The 18,030-nt window shown below is 59.3% G+C and carries 22 protein-coding genes; 9 read left to right on the forward strand and 13 right to left on the reverse strand.

What is annotated here, in order from left to right:
* The first annotated feature begins 65 nt into the window (after nt 1-65).
* Nucleotides 66-662 (forward strand): ABC transporter ATP-binding protein, encoded by a 597-nt coding sequence (locus ACZIRK_RS16615; protein WP_130225091.1) that lies wholly within the window; start codon nt 66-68, stop codon nt 660-662.
* Nucleotides 659-1,465 carry an ABC transporter permease gene (locus ACZIRK_RS16620; RefSeq protein WP_130225090.1) on the forward strand — a complete coding sequence of 269 codons (807 nt, stop codon included), beginning with the start codon at nt 659-661 and terminating at the stop codon, nt 1,463-1,465. The genes ACZIRK_RS16615 and ACZIRK_RS16620 overlap by 4 nt, the downstream gene beginning before the upstream one ends.
* A 207-nt stretch (nt 1,466-1,672) precedes the next feature.
* Here ACZIRK_RS16620 and ACZIRK_RS16625 read toward each other — a convergent pair whose 3' ends face one another.
* Nucleotides 1,673-1,918 carry a hypothetical protein gene (locus tag ACZIRK_RS16625; RefSeq protein ID WP_130225089.1) on the reverse strand — a complete coding sequence of 82 codons (246 nt, stop codon included), beginning with the start codon at nt 1,916-1,918 and terminating at the stop codon, nt 1,673-1,675.
* A gap of 300 nt (nt 1,919-2,218) precedes the next feature.
* Between ACZIRK_RS16625 and ACZIRK_RS16630 the strand changes: the two genes are divergently transcribed.
* The 4 genes from ACZIRK_RS16630 (at nt 2,219) to ACZIRK_RS16645 (ending at nt 4,801) form a co-directional block, all read left to right on the forward strand.
* On the forward strand, nt 2,219-2,524 hold the full coding sequence (locus ACZIRK_RS16630; protein ID WP_130225088.1) for a hypothetical protein: 306 nt from the start codon (nt 2,219-2,221) through the stop codon (nt 2,522-2,524).
* Nucleotides 2,525-2,559: 35 nt separating this feature from the next.
* Complete coding sequence (gene copC, locus ACZIRK_RS16635) at nt 2,560-2,934, forward strand: copper homeostasis periplasmic binding protein CopC (protein ID WP_130225087.1); 375 nt, start codon at nt 2,560-2,562, stop codon at nt 2,932-2,934.
* A gap of 2 nt (nt 2,935-2,936) precedes the next feature.
* Complete coding sequence (copD, locus tag ACZIRK_RS16640; protein ID WP_165435140.1) at nt 2,937-3,845, forward strand: copper homeostasis membrane protein CopD; 909 nt, start codon at nt 2,937-2,939, stop codon at nt 3,843-3,845.
* Between the two features lie 317 nt (nt 3,846-4,162).
* Complete coding sequence (locus ACZIRK_RS16645) at nt 4,163-4,801, forward strand: QcrA and Rieske domain-containing protein (RefSeq protein WP_130225129.1); 639 nt, start codon at nt 4,163-4,165, stop codon at nt 4,799-4,801.
* A 53-nt stretch (nt 4,802-4,854) separates the two neighbouring features.
* On the opposite strand, the gene ACZIRK_RS16650 is transcribed toward ACZIRK_RS16645, so the two are convergent.
* The 9 genes from ACZIRK_RS16650 to ACZIRK_RS16690 all read right to left on the reverse strand — a co-directional run bounded on the left by ACZIRK_RS16650 (nt 4,855) and on the right by ACZIRK_RS16690 (nt 10,959).
* Entirely contained in the window at nt 4,855-5,088 is a 234-nt protein-coding gene (locus ACZIRK_RS16650; protein ID WP_130225085.1) for a PepSY domain-containing protein, read from the reverse strand.
* Between the two features lie 17 nt (nt 5,089-5,105).
* Nucleotides 5,106-5,837, reverse strand: coding sequence for a hypothetical protein (locus ACZIRK_RS16655; RefSeq protein ID WP_130225084.1), 732 nt, complete (start codon nt 5,835-5,837; stop codon nt 5,106-5,108).
* Between the two features lie 347 nt (nt 5,838-6,184).
* Nucleotides 6,185-6,478 carry a hypothetical protein gene (locus ACZIRK_RS16660; RefSeq protein WP_130225083.1) on the reverse strand — a complete coding sequence of 98 codons (294 nt, stop codon included), beginning with the start codon at nt 6,476-6,478 and terminating at the stop codon, nt 6,185-6,187.
* Between the two features lie 246 nt (nt 6,479-6,724).
* Entirely contained in the window at nt 6,725-7,255 is a 531-nt protein-coding gene (locus ACZIRK_RS16665) for a PepSY domain-containing protein (protein ID WP_130225082.1), read from the reverse strand.
* 52 nt (nt 7,256-7,307) lie between these two features.
* Entirely contained in the window at nt 7,308-8,474 is a 1,167-nt protein-coding gene (gene chrA / locus ACZIRK_RS16670; protein ID WP_463327757.1) for a chromate efflux transporter, read from the reverse strand.
* A 265-nt stretch (nt 8,475-8,739) separates the two neighbouring features.
* On the reverse strand, nt 8,740-9,150 hold the full coding sequence (locus ACZIRK_RS16675; RefSeq protein ID WP_130225080.1) for a hypothetical protein: 411 nt from the start codon (nt 9,148-9,150) through the stop codon (nt 8,740-8,742).
* On the reverse strand, nt 9,132-9,317 hold the full coding sequence (locus ACZIRK_RS16680) for a hypothetical protein (protein ID WP_130225079.1): 186 nt from the start codon (nt 9,315-9,317) through the stop codon (nt 9,132-9,134). Before ACZIRK_RS16680 ends, ACZIRK_RS16675 begins: the two co-directional genes overlap by 19 nt.
* A gap of 44 nt (nt 9,318-9,361) precedes the next feature.
* Complete coding sequence (locus ACZIRK_RS16685; protein WP_463327758.1) at nt 9,362-10,303, reverse strand: DUF1259 domain-containing protein; 942 nt, start codon at nt 10,301-10,303, stop codon at nt 9,362-9,364.
* A 65-nt stretch (nt 10,304-10,368) separates the two neighbouring features.
* The gene (locus ACZIRK_RS16690; protein WP_130225077.1) at nt 10,369-10,959 is read right to left on the reverse strand and encodes a superoxide dismutase; all 591 of its coding nucleotides are present in this window, start codon (nt 10,957-10,959) and stop codon (nt 10,369-10,371) included.
* A 698-nt stretch (nt 10,960-11,657) separates the two neighbouring features.
* Between ACZIRK_RS16690 and ACZIRK_RS16695 the strand changes: the two genes are divergently transcribed.
* From ACZIRK_RS16695 to ACZIRK_RS16705, 3 genes are all read left to right on the forward strand, one after another.
* Nucleotides 11,658-12,338, forward strand: coding sequence for a twin-arginine translocation signal domain-containing protein (locus ACZIRK_RS16695; RefSeq protein ID WP_130225076.1), 681 nt, complete (start codon nt 11,658-11,660; stop codon nt 12,336-12,338).
* 141 nt (nt 12,339-12,479) lie between these two features.
* Nucleotides 12,480-14,291 carry a GMC family oxidoreductase gene (locus ACZIRK_RS16700; protein WP_165435137.1) on the forward strand — a complete coding sequence of 604 codons (1,812 nt, stop codon included), beginning with the start codon at nt 12,480-12,482 and terminating at the stop codon, nt 14,289-14,291.
* A gap of 83 nt (nt 14,292-14,374) precedes the next feature.
* Nucleotides 14,375-15,412, forward strand: coding sequence for a thermonuclease family protein (locus ACZIRK_RS16705; RefSeq protein WP_463327759.1), 1,038 nt, complete (start codon nt 14,375-14,377; stop codon nt 15,410-15,412).
* Nucleotides 15,413-15,647: 235 nt separating this feature from the next.
* Here ACZIRK_RS16705 and ACZIRK_RS16710 read toward each other — a convergent pair whose 3' ends face one another.
* The 3 genes from ACZIRK_RS16710 to ACZIRK_RS16720 all read right to left on the reverse strand — a co-directional run bounded on the left by ACZIRK_RS16710 (nt 15,648) and on the right by ACZIRK_RS16720 (nt 18,006).
* Nucleotides 15,648-16,250 (reverse strand): c-type cytochrome, encoded by a 603-nt coding sequence (locus ACZIRK_RS16710; protein ID WP_130225128.1) that lies wholly within the window; start codon nt 16,248-16,250, stop codon nt 15,648-15,650.
* Between the two features lie 72 nt (nt 16,251-16,322).
* Complete coding sequence (locus ACZIRK_RS16715) at nt 16,323-17,165, reverse strand: hypothetical protein (RefSeq protein WP_130225073.1); 843 nt, start codon at nt 17,163-17,165, stop codon at nt 16,323-16,325.
* Nucleotides 17,166-17,238: 73 nt separating this feature from the next.
* Complete coding sequence (locus ACZIRK_RS16720; protein ID WP_245474636.1) at nt 17,239-18,006, reverse strand: sulfite exporter TauE/SafE family protein; 768 nt, start codon at nt 18,004-18,006, stop codon at nt 17,239-17,241.
* Between the last annotated feature and the right edge of the window lie 24 nt (nt 18,007-18,030).

The raw sequence follows: 18,030 nt of genomic DNA on the forward strand, positions 1-18,030 counted from the left end.
ATACATTAGTGAGCGACCTCCTCTAAAACAAGGCGTGGCCTTGTTCTGAAAGGCCATAGACGGTCATGCTTACAGTCAGCAAGCTGAAGCGCTTGCACATCTGTGTTTCGTTCGAGCTGAAGGATGCCGAATGCGTCGCCCTGCAGGGACCTTCCGGGGTCGGCAAGAGCCTGCTGCTTCGCGCCATCGCGGATCTCGATCCCAATGAAGGGGCGATCAAGCTGGACGGAACGCTCAGGGAAGCCGTACCGGCCCCGCTTTGGCGGAAGCAAGTGACCTACCTAGCCGCTGAACCGGGCTGGTGGGCGGACACGGTGCAAGAGCATTTTGACGCCTGGGATGATGCCATTCCGCTGGTCGCGCGATTGGGGTTACCGTCCAGCTGCGGAACCTGGCCCATCCAACGACTTTCCACCGGAGAGAAGCAACGGCTGGGACTTGCGCGGGCGCTGATGCTGCGATCACGCGTGCTTCTGCTGGACGAGCCTACTTCGGCGATCGACGCGACATCGACCGCGATCGTTGAATCGATCATTGCTGAGCGCGTCTCGAGTGGGACAGGTGTCATATGGAGTACTCACGATAGCACCCAGGCCTACCGTGTCGGATCGCGGTTGTTTGTGATGGGAAGTGACGGTCGCATCGAGGAGCATCAGATTTGACCTACATCCAGCTGACTTACAGTGATCTCATTCTGCCTGCGCTCCTCGTTCTCATGGACGGCGCTCTCTCGCTTGCGCTTCACCTCAAGCTTGAACGGCAACTCGCCGTCGCAACTGTGCGGATGGTCGTTCAGCTGGTGCTGGTCGGATATGTGCTCACGTTTCTGTTTGCTACCGTCTCACCCGCTTGGACGGCCCTCGCTGCCGTCATCATGGTTCTCTTCGCATCGCGCGAAATCGTCGTGCGGCAGAAGCGGAGGCTGCTAGGTTTTGGAACCTACGGCTTGGGCGCAGGATGCACGTTGCTCGCTGCCGGTACCGTCACGATGTTCTCGCTTCTAACGCAGCTGCACCCTGAGCCTTGGTATCACCCGCGCTATGCGCTGCCGCTGTTGGGTATGATCCTGGGCAACACCATGACAGGGGTAAGCTTGGGCTTGGACGTGCTCACGACTGGCCTGATGCGCGAGCGAGCCGCGGTGGAAGCCTGCCTCGCGCTCGGGGGTACGCGGTATCAGGCGCTACTGCCGGTCATGCGGGACGCGCTGCGAAGTGGCTTCATGCCCACCATTAACGGCATGGCGGCAATCGGTCTTGTTTCCTTGCCTGGAATGATGACCGGCCAGATCCTTGCCGGGGTCGAACCGATAGACGCCGTGAAATATCAACTCTTGATCATGTTCCTAATTGCCGGCGGAACGGGTCTCGGAACGTTGGCCGCCGTCATGGGAGGCGGACGCCTCCTTACGGATCATCGGCATCGATTGCGCCTGGACCGGATCGCGGTCGAAACGCAGGGGTAAGGACTAGCTCCTTGTCGTTGCAGCCACGCCGCGTGCGTGGGTTATCATCCTCTGGAAAAAGATCCGGCATCTGTGGGCTGGATCAGGCCGATCGTCATCCTCGTTTTCATCGCATTCTTTCTCTTTCAAGAGTACCACGTAACCTTCGCTGCGCCAGAATTTCGCCGGCCGGGCCGCCGAGCAAGCCGCGGCAAGCTCGGCCCGCACTTACTGCTTGTCACCCATGTGGTGGGGCGTCGAAGTGTTGGGATCGCCCGTGTAGTGATGGCCGCCCGACGTGGTGCCCTTCGATTTGCCGATGGTTTCTTTCTTGCCCATGTGGTGCGGCACTTCGGTCTTCGGCCCGCCGTTAGAATGATGGCCGTTCTTTTCCTTATCGACGGTCTGCGCCAGAGCCGGCATTGCGACAAGCGAAACGACAGCGACTGCAGCCATGAGAGTTCTGGTGATCATGTCCGGTCCTCTAGATTGTGAGAACTCCAGTCAACCGCACGCGGCGCCAAAGACCTTGCGGCAGATCAAGCCTCCGGGCTGGAACGCCTATCTTTCCCTATTATTGTGGCCGTGACAGGCAGCGCCGCGACATGATCATCGTGGCGGATCCTTCGTTAAATCCGGCGATATTTCGCACCAAAATGGCCCTATCGACGTCCCCTTCCCGCCCGGATTGGTTCAGCTTCCATTTAACCACAATGCCTATTATTCCCGACACGTGGTTCGCTTGTCGAAGCGTCAGGGATTGGGAGATCTGTTATGAAGCTGAAGACTGCACTTCTGGCCACCGCATTGACCTTTACCGCGCTGCCCGCGCTCGCTCATGACGACGAGAGCTACGGGCATGGAGCGTTTCATGGCGAGCTTGGCGAGGCTCATGAACGTGCCCACGAGGAAGGATTTGAGAGCCACGCCGAGCATCGCGCCTATCACCGCGCCCTTCGAAACTTGCACGAGGCTTATCACGAGGATCGCGATGGCTACGCAGGCTATTATTCCTACCGGTCGCGCTACTATTATTCCCAACCGAGGTACCGCAGTTCTGGATGGTACTATGGATGGTAGCCATGACCGGCCGCTGAAGGCGAGGAGGATAAGTCATGCGGGCTAAACTTTTGACCATCGGGGTGGGAATCGGCCTTACCTTTGCTACGACCGGAGCAATAGCTCATCCTAGACTCACGTCTACTGTTCCGCCGACTGACGGCACGGAGAGCGCCGCTCCACCCACCAGGGAAATTCGCCTGAGTTTCTCGGAATCTGTCATCGCCAAATTCTCCGGCCTAGAGCTGCGAGACGAGAGCGGAAAATCGATTGCGACAGGAATGCCCGCGATCGATCCGAAGGACAAGAAGCAGCTTGTGGTCCCCCTCAATGCGCCGCTGGAAACGGGCAAGTACCGGGTGATATGGCACGCGGTGTCGGAGGATACTCACCGCGTCAAGGGCGAATACACCTTCGCTATCGGCAACTAGCCGTGGAGTCATGGCTCGTCCTCGCGCGTTTCGTGCACTACGGGTCATCTCTCGCCCTGTTCGGTCTGGTGCTGTTTCCCCTCTATGCGTGTCCGCCAGTCAGAAGTCGCGACAGCGGCAGCCGCGGGCTGGCCGCGTCGTTACCGGTCTCACTTATCGTTCTTGTCAGCGGCATCTTCTGGTTCATAAGCGCTGCAATCAGCATGGCCGACGCCGAGCTCAGTTGGGAAACGGCTCGTTTCATACTGACGGAAACTTCCTTCGGCGCCATCTCATTGTTGCGGCTGAGTCTAGCCATAGTGGCAACAGGGATCCTCGCCCTGCTATTCAGAGGTCCGTCGAGGACGCTTGAGCTGCTTCTCGTCGCATTGTGTGCAATTTTGCTGGGCAGTTTGGCTGGCGTTGGTCACACACAGGTCGAGGATGGCCAAGGCCGGGCAGCACACACCTTGTCGGATGCTCTCCATCTTCTTGCAGCAGGTGCCTGGCTTGGCGGACTCGTTGGTTTGTCTAGTCTTACCGTCATGTCTCTCCGCGGCGAGAAGGAACCGTACTACCCGGCGTGCGAGGCAGCATTTCGGTTTTCGACAATGGGGTACACCGCCGTCGCTATCTTGGTCGCATCCGGGCTGATCAATTCGTGGTTTCTTGTAGGCTCGTTTATAAACCTGGTCACGACAACATACGGCCGGCTGCTTCTTTTAAAGCTTCTTCTCTTTGTCGTGATGGTCGGCTTTGCCGGTCTCAATCGCTTCTTCGTGGTCCCGACTCTCCTGGATTCGGCCGCGACCGGTGCGAAGCTCGGGCTGCGCCGGCTCCTGATCAACGTCGCTGCAGAACAGGGCCTTGGCTTCGCCATCGTTCTGATCGTCAGCTTGCTGGGCATCACCGAACCAGCGGCCACGTCTTAATGCACCAGACTCATTGCTATGCTTCGAAGGCTGGTCTCACCATGCGGCCTGACTTCGCATGGGCAGCTACTTAGCCAGCGCCGACCGACAGCGGCAGAACCTGGTTGTCGACCACACGATGCTTGCTATGCCGCGTTGGCGTAGTCCCCAGTGCATCCTGGTTATCCGTCTTTGTTCCGATTTAGGCCCTCATGCGCACGCTCGGTGCGACGCGCGCCGAATTACATCGATCGCAATCGGTCAGGCGCCTCTCCGGCTGCGATAGGCACTCGTTGGTCGCCTTCATTTTCGCTGAGTCGCGGCGCTCAATTTGCGCTATGATTAGCGCAAACCCTTGTTGCAAGAGAAGCCGAACGGAGGCGGCGATGGCGTGTCAGGACCCGGTACGACGCTCGCTGCTGCTGACGGCTCTGGCCGCCGGGGCTTATCTGGCTGCAAAGCCGGCCGTGGCGGAGGAGGAGGATCAGCCAGGCAGCGATGAGCGACCGCAAAAAGGCGACTTTCTCGTTCACTCCGAGGGGGAGCATGCCGGCGAAAGCATCAAACCGGCTGATCTGGAGGTTGGTGGGCCGCCCGTGCACGCTTGGCCGAAGGACCCGAAATCCTCGGTGATCCGCAAAGGATCGCGGCTCAATGAGATTGTCCTCCTAAGGCTTGATCCGGGCGAACTCGACGATGAGTCCCGGTCGCGATCGGCCAACGGCATCGTCGCCTATTCGCTGATTTGCACTCACGCCGGATGTCCCGTCTCCGAGTGGGTGAAGGCGGCAGAGAGCGACAAGAACATTCTGAAATGTCCGTGCCATAACTCCGAATTCAATCCCCGAGAAAGTGCGCAGGTCGTATTCGGACCGGCACCCCGCCGTCTGGCGGCACTTCCACTCGCTATCGCCGACGGCTCGCTTACGGTGGCCGCAGGGTTCATCGGCAAGGTAGGCGGCCAGCCCGGAAGGTAGCGGTCGCACGGTTAAGGACGCGATGTTGACCTAGTCTCTAGTAGTCGGCCGGCTTAGCGCCGCTCTTTGACCTGACCGCTGCTGTCGACGACGAGCGATACGTCCTTGCCGTCCTTCACCGCCTTGACCGAAATGCCTTCAGCGGTGGATTTGATGTCACGGACTTGGGTGTAGCCGTCCGCTTGAAGCTTAGCCAAGAGTTCCTGCTGGGTCAGGGCATGAGCCGGCGCGACTAGGCTGACCATCAGGCAGCAGAGGATCGCTTGGGAGATTGTACGTACTGACATCATCTGCACTTCTCCTGTTATCTGACGTGGGCGCTCTCGAAGAACCAGAGTGGAACGCCGAACGTCAATCCGACACGAACTTCGTCGACCGGACGGTGATTGGTCAGCGCGTGGCGATAGGCGAGATCGAAAGAGAGCTTGTCGCTCACCTGCCAGATCAAGCCTACGAGCCCGGAAAAGGTTTCCTCCTGGCCGAATTCCTTTTCGTAGAAAAATTCCGAGACCGGCCGCACCCTCCATTTCGACGGCCCCTCGATGATACTGCCGAGGAAGACATCGGCATGATGGTCCCGCGTCAGCAGCATTTCCGCGTTGAGGTGGATCGTTCCCCAGTCCCAGCGCTGCGAGACGATGGTCGCCCAGCTTGCGCCGACGCCGCTGTCCCCCGTGCTGTCCGGCAGCAGCACTCCGAATTCGGTCGCGATGCTCGGTCCGCTCTTGTCCTGCAGGCTGCCCGGCACCACGACATGCTTGAGGAACGCACCTGCTGCGATCAGGTTTGTCGGCCCCGACGGCGAAAGCGGCGTCTCGCCCTGTCCCTCGAACACCGCCTCCCATCCTTCGCTCAATCCGAAATTCAGGACAGTCCATGGCGCGACCAGCGTCGGGGTGGCCCCGTCGCGGCGAACGCCGGCCGGCTGCAGTTCGACTTCGAGTTCTCCAGGGGCGGCCACGGCGGCATCGGTGCCGTCGAACGGCCGGTAGGCGAAGGCACGGCCGGAGCATGCCGCGACACCGACAAAGATCAACGATGCCGCAGCGCATCGAACTAGAAACGAGTCACCAATGAGCATCTTCGTTCGTCCGCGGTCGACACCTGGGGGCGATGGGCGAAACAAGTACCGCCAGCAACGCGGCGGAGAGTTCATTCTCTTCTCCTGCCCTTTGGCGATCTCGAGTTCGATCCGTTAATCGAGCGGCTCCGACACCCTCGAGAATCGCATTCCGGCCAGCAGAACAACCTCGACCGCACTACTGAATGCTTGTTGGCAGCCAGCTCGGATAGTGGCACGAGACCGCGCGCGTGCGAGAGAGCTCTTGCCGCAACCTGCCCTCCGGCGGGCGGCTACCGTACGCCGGAGCAAGCCGGTTCTACTCAATCCTCGTCGTCGTCATCGGCAGAGCGCAACCGGCCGGTCTGCGCGTCGACTGAAACCTTTGTGGTTTGGCCGCTCTTTGAGCCGATCGCTTCGAGATACCTTCCATCACGAACGATCTGTACGTTCGACCAACCATCGGACTGCAGTTTCTGGCGCAACTGATCCTCGGTGACCGGTTGATCGCCGGCGATGAAAACCGGGCCCCTGCTGGGTTCGGCGGTCACCATGGCTACGCCAGCTAATCCCAACAGTAACAGACCACCACCGGCCAATATCCACTTTCGATCCATCGCGTTCTCCTCTTCGCGGTTTCGATTGCTCGCGCTTGCCGACGGCGATCATCAGTCGTGGCGCTGAAGGGCTCTTCCCAGAACCTCTTCTGGATCGCTGTAGTCGCCGAACCGACCCTGGCCACGTTGATCTTGCCAGCCTCTCAGCGCGCCACTACTGAAGAATTTCTGAAATTGTTGTCAGAGAGCTGCGGCGATCGATGGATCGGTCATGCACGCCCAGTTATGCCTTGACCCGCAAGTCGGCTAATCCAGCGGTTCGCTAATGCTCGAAAGTTTCTTCCCGTTCAAGAAACCAAGCGACGCAATGGGCTGCTCGTTTTTCAATTCAGGCACGGCGCTCACCACAATGCTCTGCGAGCCGTATCCTTTTGCCTTGGCCACGGCAGCGGCCAGCGTCACCTTTGCCCTGTCCAGCGCAGCCTTTTGGGCCTCAGCGTGTTCAAGGTCCTCGCCTTCGGTGATGGGCTCGACCTTGCTTATCTCGCCGGTCATGTGATCGACGATGACTTCGAAGAACTTTACGTCTTTTGCGGTGTAGATCGAAAGCTGAAGCTTGCCATCTTCAGCCTCGAATTTTCCGGAGATTGGCCTGCCTTCCCGTTCGCTGGTCACCAAGGCCTGTTGCAAGCTAACCTTGGCAGAACCTAACAATCTGACCAGAACGCCTTCGCCTTCATCATCACTGGCCGCGCGCCCGAATCCAACAGACAATCTCGTCAGACCAACGATGACGAGCCCGGCAGCAGAAGTGAGAAGCAACTTCCTGCGAGTCATGGGTCCCTCCGTTCACTGACCTCAATGCCCCCTCGCCCCGCACCGAAACCCGTCACTTGATCATCACCCACGCTGGCTGCAGCCACGGATACGCGATCAAGCCGACGACCGCCGTCGCTGCAATGAGCGCTGGATTGCTGACCTTCCAGCGGAACAGAACCGCGAGTGAGATCACGCCGATCGCAACCGTCAGCCAGTCGCCGATGGCGATCTTGCCAAGCAGGATGCATGCGCCCAGGATCGTGCCGATCGCGGCCGCGTAGGCGCCTTTGACGAACCCCTGCACATTGGCGTTGCCACGGTGGCGCGCCAGCAACGGCGCAACGATCAGGACCAGCAGGAACGACGGCAGGAAAATGCCGACGGTCGAAACCAGCGAGCCCCAAAAGCCCGCAACCAGGTAGCCGACGAAGGTCGCGGTGATCACGACCGGTCCCGGGCTGATCATGCCAATCGCAACGGCGATCAGGAATTGCCGCTCGTCGAGCCAGCCATATTGCTGCACCAGCCCCTGCTCCAGGAACGGGACGATGACGAGACCGCTTCCGAAGGTCAGCGACCCGGCCTTAAGAAAGAATAGCAAAAGCTTGCCGAGCGTGGAGCCAGTCGCGACCGGGGCGATGGCCGGCGCGGCGGCGGGGATGACGACGATTTGCATCGCGGTTGAGGAACGCTTGAGGACGTTTCCGTAGTAGAGGATCCCGACAATGCCGGCGCCGATGAACAGCAGCGCCGCTTCGGCCTGCAGGACGACAGTAACAACAAGGCAAACCCCAGCGATGGCCCACTGCAACCAGTCCTCCATGCCAAGCTTCGCGAGCCGATAGCAGGAATGCAGGATGAGCGCGATGACCGCAGGGCTGACGCCATAGAAGATCGCGGTCACCGGCTGTAAGCCGCCGAGGTACACATAGAGCGCGCCGAGCGCCGCCACGATGATGAAGTTTGGCAGGATGAAGCACCAGCCGCCGATCCAGGCACCCCAGAAGCCGCAGCGAAGCCAGGCGACATAGATGCCGACTTGGATCGCGAGCGGGCCGGGAAGCGACTGGCAGATGGCAATCGACTCCCGCATCTGCTCCTTGGTCAGCCACTTCTTGTCGTTGACCAGCTCCCGTTCCATCTGGCCGACGAGTGCGACCGGGCCGCCGAAGCCGAGAAAGCCAAGGCGAAGGAAATACCGTGCCAGTTCACTCTTGCTATTGTGTTCTGCCTGCATTGTCGTCGTCACCTGTGCCCCTCTCTCGTGATCGGCGTGGCCCGCCGGAAACTCCAAACTGACTCGTGCGCTGCATGGCGTTGAGCGCCATTGCGAAGGCGTCGCTGACGAGCTGCGGATCGCCATAGAAGACGAGGGTAGACGAGCCGGACGCTCGCGCTGATTCGCTGTCGCCAGGAGTCTGTTTGGACGCCCGCTCTTTTCCCTTGATCATCGCTGGCTCCTCATCGTTCCATTCCCTTGCAAGTTCGACCGCTCAAACTGGCTATTCGCGATCCGAAATGGGCTCGAGAACGCCGACAGCCGGTAGGCCCAGTCCCCTCGGGGTCATGACAATCCATGAACCCGACGATGCCACCTCGAAGCACCCGTCATCCGGCTCCGGAAGGTCGAGGCAGAGATCGTCTGAACGAACGAACCATTTGCCTGTCAGCACCTTGCCCATCGAGTAACTTCTGAACGTCCCGTCACGTTGGTAGACTTCGCGCCAGTGCACCTCATCGGTAAGCTGCCTGTCAGAAAACCGCGCGCATATCTGTGCGCCCGACAACTTCTTCAACTCTTCGGCCGATGCACTGCCGCTCCAGAGTGTGAGCATGGTCAGCAGTCCGACGGCGGCATATCCGACGCGCGTCCTTGCACAGAGATTGCTCATGCTTACGGCTTCGATTTGCATGACTTCAGGCACATCTGGTACTCGGTCTTGCAGGCAGGGCCCGCGTAGTTCTTCATGCATGCCTTGTGCTGCTCGGCGCATACCTTGCAGGACGATTGTGCCTCGGCCACGCGATCGGCGGCTAAAAGGCCTGCCAGCACGGACAGCGCAACGACAACTCTCTTCATCCGCGGTCCCCTCTTGACTCTGCTCCGTGTTGCCTGCTCCTCACCTAACTCTTGGTGCTCGCGGTCTTGTCGAGTGCCGCACGCAGCCCTTTGGCCAGCTTGATCGCATCGTCATTGGCCCAGAAGTGCCTGAAGAACAGGCGCGGCTGCTCGTTGAGCATGTGGTTGTGGACCGCTGTTACATCGATGTCGTTCGCCTTCAGCGCCTTGATCACAGGATTGACCTCGTCGCCGGTGAGCACGAAGTCGCCGGTGATGGCTGCCTTGCCGCTCCCCGTCGGCTGGAAATTGATGGACTGTGCCACACCCATCGGGCCGACCGGTGCGAGTTGCATCCCAGCTTCGCTGATCGGATCGCGCCGCGGAACGGCGAAGGCGTAGACACCGCCATTGTTCTGTCCCTTGGCGCCGATGATCTGATCGAGCTGGGCGGTATCGAGGTCGATGGCGGGCGGTGCGGCAGCTGCCGAGGGCGCCAGCGGCGTTTTGCTCACTGCCAGCGCGTCGCGGATGGCAGCAGCCATCTTCACGGGATCGCCGTGACCGCCGACATGCATGTAGAAAGTCGCAGGGCTCGCCCGGAGCAGGTGATTGTGAACGGCGGTGATCTCAAGCCCGCCGGCGACCAGCTTCGCCATGACCGGATTGATCTCGGTTTCCAGCAGCACGAGGTCGCCCATCACCATGGCTTCGCCGTGCATCGGCATAAACGCGACCCAGCCACCGAGCGCAAGCGTCGGCTTGATGGTCACGCTATCCAAAGTGACGGTCAGGTCGCTGCGCGGGAATCCATAGCGATGCACCTCGCCGGAAACTGCCGGCTTCCGACCGAAGATCTCATCGATCTTTTGCCACTCGATTGCCTGGGCATGCGCACTGGGGATGAACGGCTCGGTGAAGATGTTCCAGTCGATGGTCTGCGCATTCGCAATTGACGCGGATGACAGCGCCAGAATTGAAGCAGCCAGAAGATATCTGAGACACATGGTGAACCTCCATGGTTGGATAGAAGGGCCTCCGCCTGCAGCGTGCCCGGAAGGAGCGGACAGCGTCATTTTGAGAGACCCTCGTAAAGCCGTTCGACGGCGGGCCAATTGACGGCCGACATGAACGCGCCGACGTAGTCGGCAGCCTTGGCGCCGTAATCGATGTGATAGGAATGCTCGTACATATCGAGCGCCAGGATCGGCGTGCTCCCGGCAAGCGTATGGCAGTGATCGGATGCCCATTGATTGACGAGCTTCCGGTCACGCGGCGACCACGTCAGCAGTACCCAGCCGGAGCCGCCACCGAGCGCCTTGCCCATGGCAACGAATTCGGCATTCCAGCGTTCATAGGTACCGAAATCGCGCGTGAGCGCATCCTTCAAGCTTGTTCCGGGCTCGCTTTCATCGCCAAGGCCATCGAAGAACATTTCGTGCAGGATCATTGAATTGCTTGCGATGAGTTGCTCACGCTTCAATCCGTTGAGCAGGAAGCCCGGCGCGGTCGCGTAGTCGAGTTCAGCAAGCTTCTCATCGATCAGGTTTAGCCGCTTCACCGCGCCGCCATAGTTGTTCTCGTAATGGCTGATGATCATCCGCTCCGACATGCCACGCACGCGGCTCGGATCGCAGGAAAGGGGTTTCATGGTGTAGGTCATGGCAGCTTCCTGACGCATGTACCGGCAAGCAACCGGGCGGTGGGAACGCCGGCAGCCAAAGGCACAGTCGGATCAGAAAGCTTGCGGGAGAGGACTCGGATAACGGCAGACATGATGCGCCCTTGGTGAAAACCGGACGCGATTCTTGGGCATGTCGCCTCGTGGGGAGATCGCTTTCCCCATGCCGCATGTAAGTCCCGCAAAGACCAGTTTGTCAACGGGGATCGGGACCCTCTGCCACGCCCTGGCAGAGTTGGATTGGGAACTAATCCAGGGAACTTCGCTGTAGCAAGACCGTCAATCTGCCTGCGCAGCCCGCCGCCCTTTCCCTCAAGATGCTTCCTTCAGATCAGGGCAGTTTGCCGGGCGAAATTTATTCGCCATCCCATACCGGTCGGGTCGCCGACATCAGTGTCGGGGCTTGATCACGGATGCCGACCAGCTCCCGCGCTAATCTAAGAAAAGCAGGATTGTGTGAACCAGATCATAGAGAATTCGCGCAGGAGGTACTTTTCTTCTCGTGCACAACTCGTCAGGCACTTCAAGAACAGAAAAAGCAAGCCTTCTGTATTCAATGATTGGTTGAATATTTTATCGCCTTCGCCTGTCGCAAGAGCTTGTTCCGGATGCAAGGTTAGCCTAACTTTTTCCGGCCGCACCCGCGGTGACGAACGACCGACGGCTTGACGGAGACGGCAATGAGAACAGCCAACTCCAAATATTCGGAATTCCCCAGCAAGATCGATCTTGGCAGACGGCACTTTCTCGAAAAGGTCGCCGTGGCCAGCGCAACTGCAGCCGTCCTTTGGCCGGGATCGGCGAAAGCGGTCATGGAGCTGTGGGAGGAAGGCGACCCGCTCTGCAGCGTTCACTACGAGGCGCTGCAGAAACCGGACGGCTACGATCTGGACATTGCGTATCTCGAAAGTTTCATCGGCGTGTCGAAGTCGCTAACCGGACTCGCCGAGCTCGACCGGCACATCGCAAACCAGTACATGGAACGCTTTGCTACCCATCCGCAGCTCTCAAAGAACCTGGACCTGCTGATACGGGCCTATCGAGCAATACCTGGGGGCAACCCGGGTGAGAATGAGGTCAAGCAGTCGATCTGGATGTCGTCGGATGCCGCCGTGCGAGCCGGCGCGAAGCAGCTCATCTATCTCTGGTACATTTCGGCCTTTTACATTCCGCTCGACATCACACCGGGCCCGAAGCCGCCGCTGCAAGATGATCCTGCCGACACTCGGAAGAAGATCTGGGTCTATGGCACACCGGAGCAGTACAGCCGCGGCATGATCTGGCAGGTGATCCATGCGCACGCGCCGATGACGCCGGGCGGGCCTCGCCGCTATTGGGCCAGCAAACCGCACGTCGCGTGAATGTGGACCGGCAACCACGCACTGTAACTGGAAAGTCGCTGAAGCGACATAGTCGCCAATAGCAAGAAGAGAGTCCGGTTCTAGTCCCCTGAACCGCAACGCTCCGGATCCGCGATCAATGGCTGCTCGGGAGACATGATCATGCGACCAATTCTCGAACATGCGGAATTCGACCTCGTTGTCATCGGTTCCGGCGTGGCTGGCGCGATGGTTGCGCATCAGGTCGCGAAGGACGGCTTCCGGGTCTTGATCCTGGAGGCCGGCGGCGTCCCTCCCGACTCACTCGGCCGCTGGGCCATGGTGCACAACTACACCAATTCTCCTTCCAAGGCGCCGGACTCGCCTTTCTGCGGTGATGATGTGCTGCCGGTCGATCCGAAGGTCGACCCGAAGACCGATCCCGGCAAATACCGTTTTCTGCAGCCGAGCCCGATCGAAGACGGCGGCAAGAACTATTACGACTACACCGCCGAAGCGATCGGCAAGAAGCGCTTCTTCAAGAGCTATTACGAGCGCATCGTCGGCGGCTCCACCTGGCATTGGCAGGGTATCTACATCCGGATGCTTCCCAACGACTTCAGGATGAAGACGCTCTACAAGGTAGGATTTGATTGGCCGATCACCTATCGCGAGCTCGAACCCTGGTACGTCAAAGCCGAATACGAGATGGGCGTTGCCGGCAGCGATGAGGAAAATGAAGACTATTACGAACGGAAGTGGGGAGCTTATCGCAGCGAACCGTTCCCGATGCCGGCCCTCGCGCCTAGCTTCCTCGACAATGAGCTCGCGCGCGTCATCAATGACAAGAAGGTTCCGGATCATGGTTTGCGGCTGAAGGTCAATACGGTCCCGCATGCGATCAACTCCCGACTCTATGCGGGCCGCCCCGAATGCGACGGGCACACGTCCTGTGTGCCGCTATGTCCGATCAAGGCGCGATACGAAGCCGTCATTCATGTCGAGAAGGCATTGTCTGCGGGCGCCGTTCTGCGAACACAGGCGGTCGTCACCAAGCTCGATGTTGACCCCGAGCAGAGGTGGGTATCGCGCGTTTGGTACAAGCGGCCCGACGGAACCGAAGACCGCGCGTCAGGGCGCGTCGTGGTGCTCGCCGCCAACGGCATCGAAAATCCCAGGATTCTGCTGTCGTCCGGGGCCGCCAATTCCAGTGACAAGGTCGGTCGCTATCTGATGGATCACCCCATCAAGCAATCTTTCGCACTGGCGCCCCAGCCACTCTTTCCCTTCCGCGGACCGCAGACCACCTCCGATATTGCGGCATTCCGCGACGGCGATTTTCGCGCGCGCTACGCCGGCTTCAAGACCTCGATCAAGAATGACGGCTGGGCGAGCACCAAAACGGGCTCCCCCCGCGGAAACTTCATTCCCCCGAAGGACCCGAGCGGCAATCAGAACCTGAATGGGACAATCCTGGATTTCGTCGAGAACTTTGCTCTCTTCGGAACCGATCTGCGGAAGAAAATCAACGATCATGTGACTCGTCAGATCACGCTGAACAGCGCCTGCGAGCAGCTGCCGCGCGAAACCAATCGCGTGACGCTTTCCGCGAATTCAGATGGGCTCGGCATCGCGAAACCAATGATCAGCTACAATCTGGACGATGACGAGTACGTTCGCAGCTCGTTCAAGACGATCATCGATGTTCACAAATTCATCTTTGATCAGCTCGGCGCGATCGATCGCGTCATGCAGGCCGACCCACCGGATAGCACCATCTATGGTGGCTCTGGCCACATCATGGGCACGACCCTGATGGGCAACGATCCAAAGACGTCAGTCGTTGACAAACATTGTCGCACGCATGACCACCCAAACCTGTTTGTGCTGGGCAGCAGCGTATTTCCTACCAGCTCAACGGCGAACCCCACGTCGACTGTCGCGGCGCTGGCGTTGAGGGCCTCAGAAACGATCAAGGAACAGTTGAAGGGCTGAGCGCCGAGGGAAAGCCTTGGTTTGCCGCAGGGTGCTTCGGAGAAACAGAATTCTTGAGTTTCGCTTGGCAGGGGGAGTTATCAATGCCGGCAGGATTGCTCGAAGTGGACGGCACAATTGAGCTCAAACAGTTCTGGCCAAGCGGTCAATCGGACGCTGACACTACAAAAGTCATTTTAAGCGTCGGGCCCGACGCGATTAAATTCCGCAAGGACAGCTCTTCGCCATTTCACCCGACGCATGTGTTCAACAATGCGAAGGTCAAGGGCAAGTTTAGTACTCCGCCCATCAAAAACGGAAAAGTCACAATCCGACTGCAGGGAATCGATGCGACCGAGCTCCATTATCAGCCGTCTGCGCTCTCGGCGAAGGAGAAGAACGGCCTGAGTGCGACGAAGCTGACGGCATACAAAGGTCTCATCCACTTCTATCGGCAGCTACTGGGGGCCACTTCGGCGAAGGCGCTGCACGACTTTCTCACGTCGACGGGAAAGACGGTCCTCGACTGTCGGGTTGTGACTCAAGTGGATACCCCAAACGAGGTGTTCGACACTTACGGTCGGCTGGTTGGCGACATCGAAGTGACGGTGAATGGCCAGGCGGTAAATCTGAATCACTGGCTGGTCGAGCATGGCTGGGCATATCCTACGTTCTACTCAAGCATGACCAATGATGAAATCAATGCGCTTCTCGCCCTTGCAAAAATCGCACGGTCAAAGAAGACGCTTGTGTGGAAGTTTCTGTCCAATACGATTAGTCCCTTCGATTTCAATCTGCGCGAACCAAAGGTCGGCGACCTCAGCGTGCTGGCCACGGACAAGGGACCTGCCATCTTTCCCAAGCTTTATCGGCGCTATACCAACTGGTCGGCACGCAAGAAGGCGCAAGTCACAGGTCAGAACTTCCAGGCGTTTCTAGCGGCCGGATCTGGCGGAACGCCCGACATCTGCTTCGTACTCGCTGATTTCCTGGCCACTGGCGTTCATTCGGCGATCCCCCACAACTTTGCCGACTTCGTGGTGGGCGGGAAGACAACCAAGTTCGCCCCAGATAGTCTGGTTTTCAAAGAGGCGCCTTCCACGTTGCTCGGGCCCGACAACAAGCCCATCACCCATTTCTGAGTCTAGTACGCGCGATCTTCGGCCTAATGCTCTTGCGTGGTCATGATTGACCTCCTTCGAATGTTGCAGAGGAAAGGGAGTCCGTGGGACTGGACCCACCACCAGATCAACAGGCAAGTCCGCCCAAGAACCAGACCAGAGCCCTATTGGCGTCGGCCACCAATGCTTCAGACGTCCTCGGCGGAGATCATCGATCGGTTCCGATCGGATCGCCTCATTGCATCTGGCATCTCTGCTAGAGTCGTGCGAGATAATGCGCCAGCGCCGAAATATCGTCCTCGCTCAAGGGATAAGCTACCTCGGCCATAGCGGCCACGCCGCCGCCGGATCGAGCGCCGGCTTTGTAGTCATGGAGTGCCTTCGCAAGATATTCCTCCCGTTGACCCGCAATGCGGGCGACAGCCTTGCTGCCAGCGTAGTTGTCGCCGTGACAAGAGGCGCACCGCCCAGCCGCAGCCGCTTTCTTGCCAGCTTCGGTCAAGTCGGGATGATCGTCGGACACCTTCGCCGCGGCTGGATCGGAAGGCTTGAGCGAAGAGAAGTAAGCGCTGAGGTCGCGGACATCTTCGTTGCTGAGTTGTTCCGCGATTGGTCCCATGACCTCATTCTTACGCGCACCGCTGCGGAAGAAAACCAGCTGCCATTGTAAGAACTGATCAGGTTGCGCCGCCAATGACGGCGTGTTCTCGGTGGCGGAGACACCTTTGTCGCCGTGACACCCCGCACAGGCCTCTGCCTTGTTCTTTCCGGCCTCAGCATCCGCAGCAACGCGATGCATCTCCCCACTGATCGCCAATGCGACCAGGATGAGCAGCGAAGCGTATCCCCAGGATCTCATCCTGGACGGCCAGCTGCGGACCGGCGGTCCTTTCACAATCTTTCGCATAATCGCGATCTCCGCTGTTTGACCTTAGCCTCCCAATCGCCTCTGCGGTTCCGACTGGTCACCGACCGATGGCAAGGGCGCGATCTCGATCTGATCGAAGCGCGCTATGTCCGTGTGCTCAGTCCAGATCCCGCACCGTCCCCTTGCGTGCTCGCCACGGTCGAACGCGGTCAGGACCCATCGACCGTCCAACTGCATCGTGAAACCATCGCCGCTGACGGCGACTTCCAGCGTTTGCCAATGATTCCAGGCAATATCCGCGTCGACCCCGGCGATTTCATCAGGCACGCCGTGGACCACATGGAGCAGCGACAGGCGCTGGTCAAACACGCCGACACGAACGAGGTAGTAGTCGTCCGGACTGGTCACACGCATCGCGAGCCCGGCGCTCGGCCGCGATCCTTTCATCAGCCTGAACCGCGCACGGATCCGCACATCGGTTGCGGCCACAGGATTATAGATTGCCAGCGATGGCTGCTCGTCCCTATCCGCTGCTGAGCTTTGGATGGCCAAGTCGTCGTCAACGGCGCCTTCGTGAACTACGTTCCAACGATCTCGATCGCTTCGACCGGCATGCCAGAATTCGAAATCCCGTGGCGGAACCCCGACCCGTTGGTGCGACAGATCGATGACGGCGGATTGAGCTAACGCTGGGACGATCAAACTTGTGAAGTAAACGAAGTTCGTTAAGGCGGCCGCCGCAATGCTGCGCCAACTGTGCTGGCCGGCGCTGCGCCGCCGAAAAGGAAGCGGCGCCACGTCGAGACGACGCAAAAGCTTGCTGTTCGGCCAGAGCTTGTAGAGGACTGTCGAGTTAACGGCGGGCATGCTGCGTCCTTCTGAAAACCGGACGCGATTCTTGGGCATGTCGCCTCGTGGGGGGATCGCACGCCCCCATAGATCGAATAAACCGATTGCCGTCGCTGCTGTCAATCGGCTGTCAGATAACCAGCAAGACTCCCGAAATCAGCAACAAAGCGAGGACGATCTTTCGGAACATCGCTTCGTCAATGTAGTCAAACAGTCTCAGCCCAAACCATGTTCCGATTAGCAAGCACGGCAAACCCATCACGAAGAGTTTAACGGTCTCGCTGGTCACCGTTCCCTTTCCTCCAAGCCAGAGCGCTGACATGAGGAAGGTCGTAACGGCAACGGGCTGGAATATCGTGCGTTGAAGGTCCTTGGACCAGCCGCGCAGGCCGCACCAGATCGTCACCAGTATGCCTGCTAAGCCGGTCAGGCCTCCAAGCACGCCGTTGAGGAAGCCAACCGCAGCGTCGGCCGCGCTCCCTCCGGTGGAGATCGGTTTTAGGCTGGGTCGAAGAAGTGCGTAGAGACTGTACGCAGCGAGGAACGCACCAACCGCGATGCGGACGGTTCGAGGATCGGACCAGGTCAAGAGAGACACTCCGGTCGGAACCCCGAGAGCGGCGCCGACGATGAACGGCAGCAATTTGCTCCCATCGAGCGCGCGGCGCAGTCTCCAGACTGAGTAGCCTTGCACCAGAAGACCGAAGCCGACGATCAATGTCGCGCTCTGCAGCGGCGTGAGGATGTAAAGCCATAGCGAAGCCGCCACAAGTCCAAAGGCAAAGCCCGAGAGCCCAGCAACAAGTGCACCCGCAAAGGTCGCAAGCAGAAACAGCGGCAGTTCAAAAGTGGACCCGTCCATGCGCTCGCTCCATAGAAAAGCGAGCAGCGCTTGCATGGGGTCACCATTTTACGGGGAGGC

This window comes from Bradyrhizobium sp. Leo114 (assembly GCF_055229415.2).

Excerpts from the sequence above, each read along its gene's own strand:
- ACZIRK_RS16630 (WP_130225088.1), top strand. The coding sequence starts at position 2,219 with ATGAAGCTGAAGACTGCACTTCTGGCCACCGCATTGACCTTTACCGCG.
- ACZIRK_RS16650 (WP_130225085.1), bottom strand. The coding sequence starts at position 5,088 with ATGTCAGTACGTACAATCTCCCAAGCGATCCTCTGCTGCCTGATGGTC.
- ACZIRK_RS16665 (WP_130225082.1), bottom strand. The coding sequence starts at position 7,255 with ATGACTCGCAGGAAGTTGCTTCTCACTTCTGCTGCCGGGCTCGTCATC.
- ACZIRK_RS16710 (WP_130225128.1), bottom strand. The coding sequence starts at position 16,250 with ATGAGATCCTGGGGATACGCTTCGCTGCTCATCCTGGTCGCATTGGCG.
- ACZIRK_RS16660 (WP_130225083.1), bottom strand. The coding sequence starts at position 6,478 with ATGGATCGAAAGTGGATATTGGCCGGTGGTGGTCTGTTACTGTTGGGA.
- ACZIRK_RS16685 (WP_463327758.1), bottom strand. The coding sequence starts at position 10,303 with ATGTGTCTCAGATATCTTCTGGCTGCTTCAATTCTGGCGCTGTCATCC.
- ACZIRK_RS16615 (WP_130225091.1), top strand. The coding sequence starts at position 66 with ATGCTTACAGTCAGCAAGCTGAAGCGCTTGCACATCTGTGTTTCGTTC.
- ACZIRK_RS16700 (WP_165435137.1), top strand. The coding sequence starts at position 12,480 with ATGCGACCAATTCTCGAACATGCGGAATTCGACCTCGTTGTCATCGGT.
- ACZIRK_RS16715 (WP_130225073.1), bottom strand. The coding sequence starts at position 17,165 with ATGCCCAAGAATCGCGTCCGGTTTTCAGAAGGACGCAGCATGCCCGCC.
- ACZIRK_RS16680 (WP_130225079.1), bottom strand. The coding sequence starts at position 9,317 with ATGAAGAGAGTTGTCGTTGCGCTGTCCGTGCTGGCAGGCCTTTTAGCC.
- ACZIRK_RS16705 (WP_463327759.1), top strand. The coding sequence starts at position 14,375 with ATGCCGGCAGGATTGCTCGAAGTGGACGGCACAATTGAGCTCAAACAG.
- ACZIRK_RS16720 (WP_245474636.1), bottom strand. The coding sequence starts at position 18,006 with ATGCAAGCGCTGCTCGCTTTTCTATGGAGCGAGCGCATGGACGGGTCC.
- ACZIRK_RS16690 (WP_130225077.1), bottom strand. The coding sequence starts at position 10,959 with ATGACCTACACCATGAAACCCCTTTCCTGCGATCCGAGCCGCGTGCGT.
- ACZIRK_RS16625 (WP_130225089.1), bottom strand. The coding sequence starts at position 1,918 with ATGATCACCAGAACTCTCATGGCTGCAGTCGCTGTCGTTTCGCTTGTC.
- ACZIRK_RS16695 (WP_130225076.1), top strand. The coding sequence starts at position 11,658 with ATGAGAACAGCCAACTCCAAATATTCGGAATTCCCCAGCAAGATCGAT.
- ACZIRK_RS16675 (WP_130225080.1), bottom strand. The coding sequence starts at position 9,150 with ATGCAAATCGAAGCCGTAAGCATGAGCAATCTCTGTGCAAGGACGCGC.
- copC (WP_130225087.1), top strand. The coding sequence starts at position 2,560 with ATGCGGGCTAAACTTTTGACCATCGGGGTGGGAATCGGCCTTACCTTT.
- chrA (WP_463327757.1), bottom strand. The coding sequence starts at position 8,474 with ATGCAGGCAGAACACAATAGCAAGAGTGAACTGGCACGGTATTTCCTT.
- ACZIRK_RS16645 (WP_130225129.1), top strand. The coding sequence starts at position 4,163 with ATGATTAGCGCAAACCCTTGTTGCAAGAGAAGCCGAACGGAGGCGGCG.